Source organism: Pseudoroseomonas ludipueritiae, assembly GCF_014490445.1.
GTDB classification, from domain to species: domain Bacteria; phylum Pseudomonadota; class Alphaproteobacteria; order Acetobacterales; family Acetobacteraceae; genus Pseudoroseomonas; species Pseudoroseomonas ludipueritiae.
In genome coordinates, this window is the sequence record NZ_JACTUZ010000024.1 from 30,514 (window position 1) to 43,068 (window position 12,555).

General features: G+C 68.8%; 13 protein-coding genes and 1 tRNA gene. 6 read left to right on the top strand and 8 right to left on the bottom strand.

All coding sequences use genetic code 11. The annotated features are described in order from the left end of the window. The first annotated feature begins 126 nt into the window (after positions 1-126). Positions 127-1,080, top strand: coding sequence for an ABC transporter substrate-binding protein (locus IBL25_RS08465; RefSeq protein ID WP_187778120.1), 954 nt, complete (start codon positions 127-129; stop codon positions 1,078-1,080). Here the strand turns inward: IBL25_RS08465 and IBL25_RS08470 are convergent. After that, positions 1,061-1,654 (bottom strand): TetR/AcrR family transcriptional regulator, encoded by a 594-nt coding sequence (locus IBL25_RS08470; protein WP_187778121.1) that lies wholly within the window; start codon positions 1,652-1,654, stop codon positions 1,061-1,063. The genes IBL25_RS08465 and IBL25_RS08470 overlap by 20 nt on opposite strands. Positions 1,655-1,727: 73 nt before the next feature. On the opposite strand from IBL25_RS08470, the gene IBL25_RS08475 reads away from it, so the two are divergent. Further along, positions 1,728-2,999 carry an MFS transporter gene (locus tag IBL25_RS08475; protein WP_187778122.1) on the top strand — a complete coding sequence of 424 codons (1,272 nt, stop codon included), beginning with the start codon at positions 1,728-1,730 and terminating at the stop codon, positions 2,997-2,999. An 81-nt stretch (positions 3,000-3,080) separates the two neighbouring features. Further along, a complete protein-coding gene (locus IBL25_RS08480) occupies positions 3,081-3,710 on the top strand; it encodes a flavin reductase family protein (RefSeq protein WP_187778123.1) in 630 nt (209 codons plus the stop codon). Between the two features lie 63 nt (positions 3,711-3,773). On the opposite strand, the gene IBL25_RS08485 is transcribed toward IBL25_RS08480, so the two are convergent. Continuing rightward, positions 3,774-4,838: a glycosyltransferase family 4 protein gene (locus IBL25_RS08485; protein WP_187778124.1), complete on the bottom strand. Its 1,065-nt coding sequence runs from the start codon at positions 4,836-4,838 to the stop codon at positions 3,774-3,776. 257 nt (positions 4,839-5,095) lie between these two features. Here IBL25_RS08485 and otsA point away from each other — a divergent pair, with 257 nt between their 5' ends. After that, the gene (otsA, locus tag IBL25_RS08490) at positions 5,096-6,496 is read left to right on the top strand and encodes an alpha,alpha-trehalose-phosphate synthase (UDP-forming) (RefSeq protein WP_187778125.1); all 1,401 of its coding nucleotides are present in this window, start codon (positions 5,096-5,098) and stop codon (positions 6,494-6,496) included. On the opposite strand, the gene IBL25_RS08495 is transcribed toward otsA, so the two are convergent. The 4 genes from IBL25_RS08495 to IBL25_RS08510 form a co-directional block, all read right to left on the bottom strand. Continuing rightward, positions 6,493-7,452 (bottom strand): oxygenase MpaB family protein, encoded by a 960-nt coding sequence (locus IBL25_RS08495; RefSeq protein ID WP_202986722.1) that lies wholly within the window; start codon positions 7,450-7,452, stop codon positions 6,493-6,495. The two genes, otsA and IBL25_RS08495, sit on opposite strands and share 4 nt — an antisense overlap. Before the next feature lie 158 nt (positions 7,453-7,610). Continuing rightward, positions 7,611-7,865 carry a hypothetical protein gene (locus tag IBL25_RS08500; protein ID WP_187778126.1) on the bottom strand — a complete coding sequence of 85 codons (255 nt, stop codon included), beginning with the start codon at positions 7,863-7,865 and terminating at the stop codon, positions 7,611-7,613. A 272-nt stretch (positions 7,866-8,137) separates the two neighbouring features. Further along, a tRNA-Glu gene (locus IBL25_RS08505) sits at positions 8,138-8,213 on the bottom strand. A 106-nt stretch (positions 8,214-8,319) separates the two neighbouring features. Then, on the bottom strand, positions 8,320-8,619 hold the full coding sequence (locus IBL25_RS08510) for a DUF6476 family protein (RefSeq protein ID WP_367615579.1): 300 nt from the start codon (positions 8,617-8,619) through the stop codon (positions 8,320-8,322). Here IBL25_RS08510 and IBL25_RS08515 point away from each other — a divergent pair. Then, on the top strand, positions 8,588-9,619 hold the full coding sequence (locus IBL25_RS08515; RefSeq protein WP_187778128.1) for an RluA family pseudouridine synthase: 1,032 nt from the start codon (positions 8,588-8,590) through the stop codon (positions 9,617-9,619). The two genes, IBL25_RS08510 and IBL25_RS08515, sit on opposite strands and share 32 nt — an antisense overlap. Before the next feature lie 232 nt (positions 9,620-9,851). Beyond that, a complete protein-coding gene (rpoH, locus tag IBL25_RS08520; RefSeq protein ID WP_187778129.1) occupies positions 9,852-10,742 on the top strand; it encodes an RNA polymerase sigma factor RpoH in 891 nt (296 codons plus the stop codon). Between the two features lie 71 nt (positions 10,743-10,813). Here the strand turns inward: rpoH and IBL25_RS08525 are convergent, their stop codons facing one another. Next, positions 10,814-12,103, bottom strand: coding sequence for an adenylosuccinate synthase (locus IBL25_RS08525; RefSeq protein ID WP_187778130.1), 1,290 nt, complete (start codon positions 12,101-12,103; stop codon positions 10,814-10,816). A 2-nt stretch (positions 12,104-12,105) separates the two neighbouring features. Then, a partial coding sequence (locus IBL25_RS08530) for an ATP phosphoribosyltransferase regulatory subunit (protein ID WP_187778131.1) occupies positions 12,106-12,555 on the bottom strand: 450 nt, incomplete at its 5' end.

The following is a 12,555-nucleotide window of genomic DNA, read 5'->3' on the forward strand; positions in this document are numbered from 1 at the left end:
GTGACAGGAAGCGGCCCATGTCCGATCCGATCCGCATTTTCATCCGGCCCTGGAAAACGGGACGCAGACGATGTCGGCGGCACTGAACCGACCTCTCCTTCCGTTCTGCCGACAAGAGGCCTTGCCATGACCGATATCGTGATCCGGCGCCGCGCCACGCTACTGGCCGCCGCCGGAATTCTCGCCGCCCCCGCCATCCTGCGCGCGCAATCCCTGCCCGTGCTGCGCGTGGGCAACCAGAAAGGCGGCATCCGCTCCCTGCTGGAGGCTTCCGGGCAGGCGCGCGACCTGCCCTTCCGCATCGAGTGGAGCGAGTTCCCCGCCGCCGCACCCTTGCTGGAGGCCCTGAATGCCGGCGCTCTGGATGTGGGCAGCCAGGGCGACCTCGCCTTCCTCGGCGTCTATGCCAATGGGGCGCCGATCCGCGCCGTCGGCGCCACGCGGGCCGAGGCGCGCAGCCAGGCCATCCTGGTGCCCGGCGACAGCCCGATCCGCAGCCTGGCGGACCTGCGCGGCCGCAAGGTGGCCGCCAACCGCGGCGGCTGGGGCCAGTACCTCGTCCGCGCGGCGCTGAAGGATGCCGGCATCGACCCCGCCGAGGTGACACAGGCGGCGCTTGGGCCGATGGATGCGGCGCTGGCCTTCCGCTCCGGCTCAGTCGATGCCTGGGCGATCTGGGAACCTTATGTGGCCATTGAGGTGGAAAGCTTCGGCGCCCGCGTGCTGCGCGACGGCACAGGGCTAACGCCTACCGTCAGCCTGACCTCGGTGCATGTGGACACGCTGAAGGACAAGCGGCCGCTGTTGCAGGAATTCCTGGTGCGGCAGCAGCGCGGCTGGGACTGGGCGCGGGGGAATGTCCCCGCCTTCGCCCGCAGCACCTCGGCTCTCACCCGCATTCCGGAGCCGCTGCTGCGCCGCGCTTACGAGAACCAGGCCACCAAGGCTGTCCCGGTGGATGCGGCCCTGGTGGCGGAACTGCAGCAGGCCAGCGATCAGGCCGTGCAGTTCGGGGTGCTCTCCCGCGCCATCTCGGTGGCAGAAGCCTTCGATACCAGCTTCACCCTGGCCGCCCGCTAACCGGCACCCAGGCGTCGATCAGCTTTTCGGCATTGGCGGCGGCGGCACCGGCCGGCCCGCCATCGCCGAAGATCTGACCGGAAACAAAGACACCCTCCATCAACAGCAGCAGGCCGTCGCCCAGCGCCGCCGGGTCGGTGGCGCCCATGGCGGCCGCCATCTCGCGGAGCGTGGCGCGGAGCTGCCGCTTATGGGCTTCGCTGACCAGGCGGGCGGGATGACCGGCCTCGGGGTACTCGACGGCGGCATTGGTCAGGCCGCAGCCACGATAGCCATCCCGCATCGCGCGTTCCCCGACCCCGCGCAGGAAGGCCAGGATCTGGGCCCGCGGGTCGCCAGGATGGGCCGCCCGCGCCGCATCGAAGCGCCCCCAGAAGGCATCGCAGTAATCGCGCAGGTAGGTTGCCGCCAATTCGTCCTTGGAGGAAAAGGCGCGGTACAGGCTGGGCTTGGTGACGCCGGCGCGATGGACGATCTCGTCCACCCCCACCGCCCTGATGCCGGCCCGGTAGAAAAGCTCGGCCGCGGTCTGGCGGATGCGGGCGGCGGCGCTGGGCTTGGCGGTCGTGCTCATGTGTGCGGATCGGCCTTGACGATGTTACCGATCGGTACGTACTCTGCGATTCAGCAACGTACCGGTTAGTAACATGCATATAGTCCAGCGTAGGCCTTTTGGCCAGAAATACGCCTTCGTGGTCGTGGGCGTGATCTTCCTGGCACTGCTCGCGGCCGCCGGCCTGCGCGCCACGCCGGGCGTGCTGATCCTGCCGCTGGAGGAAGCCTTCGGCTGGGGCCGCGCCACCACCGCGCTCTCCGCCGGCATCGGCATCTTCCTCTACGGCATGGTGGGGCCTTTCGCGGCGGCGCTGATGACCACCTTCGGGCTGCGCCGCACGCTGCTCTGCGCCCTGGCGCTGATGGCGGCCTCCACCGCCGCCAGCAGCTTCATGACCCAGCCCTGGCACCTGATCCTGAGCTGGGGCGTGTTTTCCGGCATCGGCAGCGGCGCGGTAGCCATTGTGCTGGGCGCCACCATCACCAACCGCTGGTTCTCCACACATCGCGGCCTGATCATGGGCGTGCTGACCGCCAGCACCGCCACGGGCAGCCTGATCTTCCTGCCCATCCTGGCCTCCCTGGCCGAGGCCGGTGGCTGGCGCCCGGTGGTGCTGACCGTGTCGGCCGTGGTGGCCGCCGTGATCCCGCTGGTCTGGTGGCTGGTGCCGGAGAAGCCGGCCTCGGTGGGGCTGGTGCCCTATGGCGCCCCTCCGGGCTTCGTGCCGCCGCCGCCGCCCACCGGGCTGCTCTCGATCACCTTCGGCAGCCTAAAGCGCGCCGCGCGCACCCGCGCCTTCTGGTACCTCTTCGCCACCTTCTGGGTCTGCGGCTTCACCACCAACGGGCTGGTGGGCACGCATCTCATCGCGCTCTGCGGCGACATGGGCATCCCGGAGGTGCGGGCGGCCGGGCTGCTGGCGCTGATGGGCATCTTCGACCTCGTCGGCACCACCCTCTCCGGCTGGCTGACCGACCGCTACGACCCGCGCAAGCTGCTGTTCCTGTATTACGGGCTGCGCGGCCTGTCCCTCATCTACCTGCCTTACTCCGATTTCTCGCTCTACAGCCTTTCCATCTTCGCGGTCTTCTACGGGCTGGACTGGATCGCCACCGTGCCGCCGACGCTGCGGCTGGCCACCGATGCCTTCGGGGAACGCGATGCCCCCATCGTCTTCGGCTGGATCGCCGCTGGCCACCAGATCGGCGCCGCCAGCGCCGCCTTCCTGGGCGGGCTGCTGCGCGACACCCAGGGCGACTACCTGACCATGTTCGTGCTGGCGGGCGTGACGGGACTCGTGGCGGCCGGCATCTCCCTGGCCATCCGGCGGGAGCCGGTGGCGGCCGTGCCGGTCAGCGCATAGACGGCGTGGCGGCGGGCGGCTGGACAGGCCCCGCCGCCCTGCCCACCATGGCCCTCGCTCCCCGCTGAAAGATAGCCCGCCATGATGTTCGACTTCGCCACCACCTCGCCCAACAACCGCTACAAGCTGCTGACGGCGACAGTGGTGCCGCGCCCCATCGCCTGGGTGGTGACGCAGGACGCGCAGGGCGGCATCAACATGGCGCCCTTCTCCTTCTTCAACGCCTTTTCCAGCAATCCGCCGGTGCTGGGCGTCTCCATCGGCGGGCCGCATACGGATAAGGACACCCTGGCCAATATCAGGGCCACCGGGCAGTTCGTGGTCTGCCTGGTGCCGGAATCGGCGGTGCATGCCATGAACATCACCGCCATCGACCTGCCGCCCGAGGTGGATGAGATGGCGGAAGCCAAGCTCACCCCGGTGCCGAGCAGCCTGGTCAAGCCGCCCCGCGTCGCCGAAAGCCCCGTGGCCTTTGAATGCGAGACGCATCAACTGGTGCCGCTCGGCGGCAATACCCTGGTGCTGGGCACCATCCTGGCCGCGCATGTGCAGGACGACTGCGTGCTGGACGCGGCGAAATGCTACGTGGACACGCCGAGGCTCGGGCTGATCGGCCGCATGCATGGCGGCGGCGGCTATGCCCGCACCACCGACATCATCAACGTGCCGCGCATTCCGCTGGCGGATTGGCAGGCGCGCGACAAGGGCTGAAAACGCCGATGGCGGCAGGCGCTTTCCGCACCCGCCGCCATCGCATCGTGGAAGGCTTTGGCCTCAGTTGCCGCCGGCGACAGCCCGCAGGCGCGGCGACTTCTTGGCCTCGATCAGCTCCTGGTACAGGTCCACATAGTCCTGCGCCATGCGGCGGGCGGTGAAGCGCTCGTCGAAGCGCTGGCGCACGCGGGCGCGGTCCAGTTCCGGCAGGCGCTTCAGGGCGGCCAGCGCCTCTTCCTCGGTCTCGACGATGAAGCCGGTCAGGCCGTCCTCCATCACCTCGGGCACCGAACCGTGGCGGAAGGCGATGACCGGCGTGCCGCAGGCCATGCTCTCGATCATCACCAGGCCGAACGGCTCGGGCCAGCGGATCGGGAAGAGCAGCGCGTGGGCGCCGGAGAGGAATTCCGGCTTCTGGTCGTCGTTGATCTCGCCAATGAATTCGACATCGCCGATGGAGAGCAGTGGCTTGATCTCGCTGTCGAAATAGGCCTTGTCCGCATTGTCGACCTTGGCGGCGACCTTCAGCTTCATGCCGGCGGCGGCGGCGATGCGGATGGCGCGGTCCAGCCCCTTTTCCGGCGAGACGCGGCCCAGGAAGGCAAGATAGTCGCGCTTCACGTCCAGCGGCTTCAGGCGCTCAGCCGGCATGCCGTGCAGGATGGTGCGCGCCCAGTTCAGCTGCGGGATCGGCAGCCGCTGGTGGTCGGAGATCGAGACAAAAGGCGTATGGGCATAGGTGCCATAGATCTCGCCGAACTCGGGCAGGTCCAGGCGGCCGTGCAGCGTGGTCAGGAAGGGCGTGTTCTGGCGGTCCAGCAGGCCCAGCGGAAAATAGTCGATGTGGGAATGGATGACGTCGAACTCGCCGGCGCGGCGGCCAACCGTTTCCACCATGCGCATGTAATGCGCCACCCAGTCCTTCACCGTCGGGTCCAGGCGCAGGGCCTCCGGCCGCATGGCGGCCAGCTTCGCGCTGGTGACCGAGTCGCCGCTGGCGAAAAGGGTCACCTCATGGCCCATCGCGACCAGTTCCTCGGTCAGCGAATGCACCACCCGCTCGGTGCCGCCGTAAAGCTTCGGCGGAACGGCCTCGAACAGCGGAGCGATTTGCGCGATACGCATGAAACATTCCTTCCCACGGCCCGCCGAAGTCACGGGTCGCATGAACTACGACGATACTGGAAATGGGCGCGGCCCTCTGGCCAGCCCTCAAGAGCTCCCGTACCCAATTGCAACATAGAAACCGAATATGGCGGAATATAGGCTCGGTTCTGACCTGATCCGGGCGCCCACGCCTTTAAAATTGCCGTAGCCCGGCGCAATTCCGCCCAAATTGCACCTGCCAATCACCCCGTCATCACTTCGACAGGGCGCATCCCATGTCCCGCCTCATCGTCGTCTCCAACCGCGTCGCCCCGATCACGGAGGGCGAGCCCACCGCCGGCGGCCTGGCCGCGGGTGTCATGGACGCGCTGCGCCAGAAGGGCGGCCGCTGGTTCGGCTGGAGCGGGCAGGTTGTGCCCGACATGGTCACCCCGCCCCTGCCGGTGGTCGAGCAGCGCTCCGGCCCCATCAGCCTCTACACCACCGACCTGAACCAGCGGGACTACGACACCTATTACCGCGGCTTCGCCAATGGCACGCTGTGGCCGGTCTTCCACTACCAGGCGGAACTGGCCCGCTTCGATTGGGTGGATTTCGAGGGCTACCGCCGCGTCAATGGCCGCTTCGCCGAGGCCATCGGCGCCTTCATGACACCCGAGGACGTGGTCTGGGTGCATGACTACCACCTGCTCTGCCTCGCCGAGGCCCTGCGGGAACGCGGCGCGCGCAACCGGATCGGGCTGTTCCTGCACACGCCCTTCCCCGCCCCCGCGGTCATGATGAATGTGCCCGCGCATGCCGAGTTGCTGGCCGCCATGTGCCAGTACGACCTGATCGGCTTCCAGACCGAATCGGACCGCCTGGCCTTCGCGGATTACGTGCTGCGGGAAATGGGCGGCGAGGCGCGCGCCGATGGCGTGCTGGCCGTGGCCGGCCGCATCATCCGCACCGGCGTCTATCCCATCGGCGTGCATGTGGACATGCTGCGCGCGGAAGCCGAGGCCGCCGCCGACAGCCCGCAGATGCAGGCGCTGCGGGCCTCCCTGAACGGCCGCGCGCTGGTGATGAGCGTGGACCGGCTGGATTATTCCAAGGGCCTGCCGCAGCGCTTCGCCGCCTATGAGCGCTTCCTGGCCGAGAATGCCGGCTGGCACCGGCAGGTAGAATTCGCGCAGATCGCGGTGCCCTCCCGTTCCGATGTGCATGCCTATCAGGAGATCCGGCGGCAGCTGGAGGGCGAGGCCGGGCGCATCAACGGCCGCTTCGCCGAGCTGGACTGGACGCCGCTTCGCTACCTCAACCGCTCCTTCGCGCGGCGGGACCTGATGCCGCTCTATGCCGCCGCCGCCGTCGGGCTGGTGACGCCGCTGCGGGATGGCATGAACCTGGTGGCCAAGGAGTTCATCGCCGCCCAGGACCCCGAAGACCCCGGCGTGCTGGTGCTCTCCCGCTTCGCGGGCGCGGCGCGGGAGTTGGATGCCGCCCTGCTGGTGAACCCGCATGACGAGCGCGCCATGGCCGCCGCCCTGGCCCGGGCGCTCGCCATGCCCTTGCAGGAGCGGCGGGAGCGCCATGGGGCCATGATGGCGGTGATGCGCCGCAACAGCCTGGAACGCTGGCGCGACCGCTTCGAGCAGGACCTGCGCACCCCGGCGGCGCTGGACAGCGTCGCCTAGCGGAAGAGGTAATCGGCCGGCAGGCCCAGCCGCAGGCAGGCCTGCACCGGGGCGGCGGAGGGCAGCAGCAGCCGGTCCGCCGCCGCGCAGGCCCGCCGCACCAGCGGGCGCTCCCATGGGCGCAGGCCCAGTTCCGGGCCAAGACCAAGGCGGCCGCGGACCCAGTCCGGCGTGGCCTCCACCGCCGCGCGCACCAGCAGCGCCTGGAAGGGCCGCAGCGCCGCCGGCAGCGCCGGGGCATGGCGCATCAGGTCCAGGAATTCGAAGACGATGGGCGAAGGCTCCAGCCGTTCCGCCATCGCGGCAAAGAGCGCCTGCCGCTCGGCTTCCGAACCCGGGGCATCGGTGGCGCCGTAGAGCCGCGCGGCGGGCAGCGCCTCGGCATAGAGCCGGTCCATCTCCTCCCCTGCCAATGGCCGGAGGTAGCGGTGATAGGCTTCCGCGAAGCCGAAGGTGGCAGTGACCTGCACCCAGTTCAGCAAGGCCGGATCATTGGCGCGATAGGATTGGCCGGCAGGGGTCTGGCCGGTGACACGGTCATGCGCCCGCACCACGCCCGCGATCATCGCCTCCGCCTGGCTGCGGGCGCCGTAGACGGTGACCATGGCGGCAAGGCCCGTGCGCTGTAGCCGCCGCACCGGCGCGCTCCGGAAGGAGGAATGTTCCCACACTCCGCTCCGCACCCCGGGCTCCGCCAGTTCCAGGATCACCGCCGTCACGCCGCCGATGAAGAGCGAGACCGGGTTCTTGAAGACACGCCAGGAGAGTGAATCCGCCGGGATCAGCGCGGGCTCGCCGGGCGGCTGGCGGAAGTCGAAGCCGGGGCCATCCGGCGGCTGCATCAGGTCGCGGGCGCGGGTGTCGAGCCAGCGGGTCAGGACAGCAGGCAGGCGCAGCGGCGATAACAGGCGGCGCGGCTGGCCGCTTGCGCGGTGCAGAAGACGCGCATCGCTCATGGGCGCGCACCTGGAGCGGGGCAGTCACTCTCGGGCATCGCATATCTCCTCTCCGCTGGCCCGGCGCCTTTCCCTAGGGAACACGCCGAGGTCACGCTCAGGCAGGAGATGGGGAGGGACGCGCCGGCATGGCCGGGCGATCCCGCACAGTTGTGAGATCAGCTCTCGGAGGCGCGGAAGTAGCGGATCAGGTCGATCTCATCGGCCGTTGCCTTGGCTTCGGCGATGAAGGTGGAGAGCATGTCCTCAGCGAGGTCCTGCAGCACGCCCAGAGGATACTTGGCGACGATGCAGGCCATCAGGCAGAGGGCCGGCATCCGCGTATCCTCGGCGCCCTCCTGAAGAACGCGGCTGGTGATCTCCCACGCCAGATCGAGATCCGATAGCGGCGGGGCATATTGCAGGGCGCTCATCCGGGTACCTTCCTGGTCGGCCCTTTCTTAGCCGATTTCACGATCACGTGATCGTAAGTTGTCGTAAGCTTTTCCGACAAAACGATCAAGTGGTCGCCAGCACCCGATGCGATGAGCCCAAAGCACAGCCCGGGCTTCGAAGATAAGCAGGCAGCGGGAAGGTGTCAGCCTCCCCATGCGGGGCAGGCAACAGACCGGTTCCCCAGTGAGGGGAACTCATCGACAATGGTGGTGGATTTCTGCCGCTATTCTCGAACCGCGAAGCGGCGAGATGGCGTCCCCTAGGGGATTCGAACCCCTGTTACCGCCGTGAGAGGGCGGTGTCCTAGGCCTCTAGACGAAGGGGACTTCGTTGGGCGTGGCGGGCTTCTAACCGCCCTGGCGGCGCCGATCAAGGTGCCTTCTGACTGTCACGGAAGAAAATTTTCACCCGCCCCGCCAGAAGGACCCGGCATCACTCTCCCAGCCGCACCTCGCCCGTCTGGCGCAGGCTCTGCGGGTCCAGCAGCAGCACACGGCCGCCATCCGGCCGCTCCACCCAGACCGCCAAGCGGCCTTCCAGCGTGGCGATGCCGGCGATGCGGCTGCCGGCGGGCTGCCGCAGGGCCAGTTCCGTGCTAGCACCGGGCACAACACGATCATTCACCCCTTTTGCGGCCTGCCCCATGCGCTGGATGGCCAGGAACACCAGCGCCACCGTGGCTACCACGATGAGCACGCCCATGACGGACACCAGAATCTTGAGCGCGCGCACTGACACCTCCACGGAAACTGCCTTGCCGGCGGAAGCCTTCACCCTGCCCGCCAGCGCCGAGGCCGCGGGGCAGCGGGTGGACCGCTTCCTGGCGGCGGGGATAGGCACGCTCTCCCGCTCCCGCGTCAAGGCGCTGATCGAGGCCGGGCAGGTGCTGCGGGACGGCGCCCCGGTGGCCGACCCTTCCGAACCGGTACGCGCCGGCGCCACCTACAGGGTGGAGGTGCCGCCCGCCGCGCCGGCAACCCCGCAGGCGCAGGACATTCCGCTGACCATCCTCTTCGAGGACCGGCACCTGATCGTGCTGGACAAGCCGCCGGGGCTGGTGGTCCACCCTGCCCCCGGCAACCAGGACGGCACGCTGGTGAACGCCCTGCTGGCCCATGCCGGAGATGAGCTGGCGGGCATCGGAGGGGAGAAGCGGCCAGGCATCGTGCACCGGCTGGACAAGGACACGTCCGGCGTCATGGTCGTGGCCAAGACCGAGCGGGCGCATCAGGTGCTCTCCGCCACCTTCGCGAGCCGGGAGGCGCTGGAGCGGTCCTACCTCGCCCTGGCCTGGGGCGTGCCCGGCGCACCGAATGGCGAGGTGGATGCGCCGATCGGCCGCCACCCGACCGACCGCAAGCGCATGGCCGTGGTCACCCGCAACGGCAAGGACGCCCTTACCCGCTACAGCACCGAGCGGGCCTGGGGCACCGCCTGCGCCCTGCTGCGCTGCCGCCTCGCCACGGGGCGGACGCACCAGATCCGCGTGCATCTGGCGCATCTGGGCCATCCCATCGTGGGGGACCCCGTCTATCTCAAGCGCGTGCCTGGCAGCGCCAAGGCCCTGCCCACCCCTGCGCGCGATGCATTGCTGGCCTTCCCCCGCCAGGCATTGCATGCGGAGTCACTCGGCTTCCGGCACCCTGTTACCGGAGAAAACCTGCGCTTCACCACCCCGCTGCCGCAGGATTTCAAGCACTTGCTCGCATTGCTGGATGGTAACGGCGGGTAACCCGACTATTACAGTCGGGATTTTCTTGCGAAACCCTCCGCCCCTTGATATCGTTCTCCCAGTCGCCAACGCCGGGTGCCACACCAATGGCGCGGCCGCCGGACCCGTCCCGTCGTGACTGCGGGGCAAGTGCGGTGCGTCAGGGCCCAGCGGGGTGCGACCCGGACAGATGACCTGCTCCGGGGCTCGCCGTCACAGGGGCTCCCGGCAGGTGCAGGAGGCAGATGCAACCATGGCTTCCACTACGTCTTCGATGATTCCGATCGCCCCTGAGGGCAACCTCTCCCGCTACCTGCAGGAGATCCGCAAGTTTCCCATGCTCACGCCGGAGGAAGAATTCCGGCTGGCCAAGGCGTGGAAGGAGGCCGGTGACCAGCAGGCCGCCCATCGTCTTGTTACCTCCCACCTGCGCCTCGTCGCCAAGATCGCCATGGGCTACCGCGGCTACGGCCTGCCGGTGGGCGAGCTGATCAGCGAAGGCAATGTCGGCATGATGCAGGCGGTGCGCCGCTTCGATCCCGACCGTGGCTTCCGCCTGGCTACCTATGCCATGTGGTGGATCCGCGCCGCGATCCAAGAGTACATCCTGCATTCCTGGTCGTTGGTGAAGATGGGCACCACCGCCGCGCAGAAGAAGCTGTTCTTCAATCTGCGCCGGCTGAAGGGCCAGATGGCCGCCCTGGAAGAGGGCGACCTGAAGCCTGAGCAGGTGGAAAAGATCGCCCATGTGCTGCAGGTGCCGGAACAGGACGTGGTGTCCATGAACCGTCGCCTGGCCTCGCCGGACAACTCGCTGAACGCGCCGGTGCGCGCCGACAGCGAGGGCGAGTGGCAGGACTGGCTGGTGGATGAGAGCGAGAGCCAGGAAACCGAGATCGCGGAACGGGAGGACATGTCCAACCGCCGTGAACTGCTCGGCGAGGCGCTGAAGACGCTGAATGAGCGTGAGCGCCACATCCTGATCGAGCGCCGGCTGAAGGACGAGCCCACCACGCTGGAGGAGCTGTCCCAGCAGTACAACATCAGCCGCGAGCGCGTGCGGCAGATCGAGGTCCGTGCCTTCGAGAAGCTCCAGAAGAGCATGAAGACCCAGATCATGGAGCGTCGGCTGACGGTGGACTGATCCACCGGAACGGCGGACACAAAAAAAGGGGCTCGGCCTGCGAAGGCCGCGCCCCTTCTCTTTTTGGCGCCTCAGTCCGCGAAGGGATCGCTGACCAGGATGGTGTCGTCGCGCTCCGGGCTGGTGGAGAGCAGCGTCACCGGCGCTTCCACCAGTTCCTCGATGCGCTTCACGTACTTGATGGCATTGGCCGGCAGTTCGGCCCAGGACCGCGCGCCCTGGGTGGATTGGGACCAGCCTTCCAGCACCTCGTAGATCGGCTCGGCCTTGGCCTGGGCGCCGGCGGCGGCCGGCAGGCGCTTCACCACCTCGCCGTCGATGCGGTAGCCGGTGCAGATCTTCAGCTCGGTCAACCCGTCCAGCACGTCGAGCTTGGTCAGGGCCAGGCCCTGCACGCCGCCGACCTTCACCGCCTGGCGCACCAGGCAGGCATCGAACCAGCCGCAGCGGCGCGGACGGCCGGTGACGGTGCCGAACTCGCGGCCACGCTCGCCCAGGCGCTTGCCGACGTCGTCGAACAGCTCGGTCGGGAAAGGGCCGGAGCCGACGCGCGTCGTATAGGCCTTGGCGATGCCCAGCACGGTGCCGATCTGGTGCGGGCCGATGCCGGCACCGGCGGCGGCATTGCCGGCCACAGTGTTGGAGGAGGTCACGAAGGGATAGGTGCCGTGGTCCACGTCCAGCATCACGGCCTGCGCGCCCTCGAACATCACGCGCTTGTTGCTGTGGCGGGCCTCGTCCAGCCGCTCCCACACCGCTTCCGAGAAGGGCAGCAGCTTGGGGGCCAGGGCCAGCAGGCGGTCCAGCAGGTCCTGCTTCTCGAAGGTCTCGGCGCCGAGGCCCTTCAGCAGCGTGTTGTGGTGCAGCAGCAGCTCGTCGAGCTTGGCGGAGAGCGTCTCGGGCTCCGCCAGGTCGCAGAGGCGGATGGCGCGGCGGGCCACCTTGTCCTCATAGGCCGGGCCGATGCCACGGCCGGTGGTGCCGATCTTGCTCTCGCCACGGGCGGCCTCGCGCGCCTTGTCGATGGCGGGGTGCAGCGGCAGGATCAGCGGCGTGTTCTCGGCGATCCGCAGGTTGTGCGGGCCGACATCCAGGCCCTGCGCCCGCACCTTCTCGATCTCGGAGAGCAGCGCATCGGGGTCCAGCACCACGCCATTGCCGATGATGCCCAGCTTGCCGCGCACGATGCCGGAGGGCAGCAGGCTCAGCTTGTAGGTCTGGTTGCCCACCACCAGCGTGTGGCCGGCATTGTGACCGCCCTGGAAGCGCACGACGATATCGGCCCGGCTGGCCAGCCAGTCGACGACCTTGCCCTTGCCCTCGTCGCCCCACTGGGCGCCGATGATGGCGACATTGGCCATGGCTATGCGTTCTCCTCGATCGGCGCGGCAACGGTGCCGCGCAGGATGTGGCTGCACCGCAGGCTCTGCGGTGTGTCGCTGTCGGACAGGGCAGCCAGGGTGATGAAACCTTGCGCGCGCAGGGCGGCGGCCGCGGCGGCATCGGCGCCGCGCGGGATGAAGACGCGGGGCGGCTCCGCGGGCGGCGCCACGGCCCGGCCGACCACATCGGGGTAGAGCGTCATGCCGGTGGCAGGCTCCTCCCCGCTCATGTAGCGGCCGCCGCGCGCCAGTTCCCCGGTATTGCCGGGGCCATAGAGCGTGAAGGCGACGCCCACGTGATAATGCAGGCCACGGAACTCCACCGGGTCCAGCGTGATGCGCAGGCCGGGCGCGCGGGCACGGATGGCGGCCACGATGGCGGCGGCATTGTCGGCGATGGCGCGGGCGGCGGGCGGCAGCTCGGCGGCGGC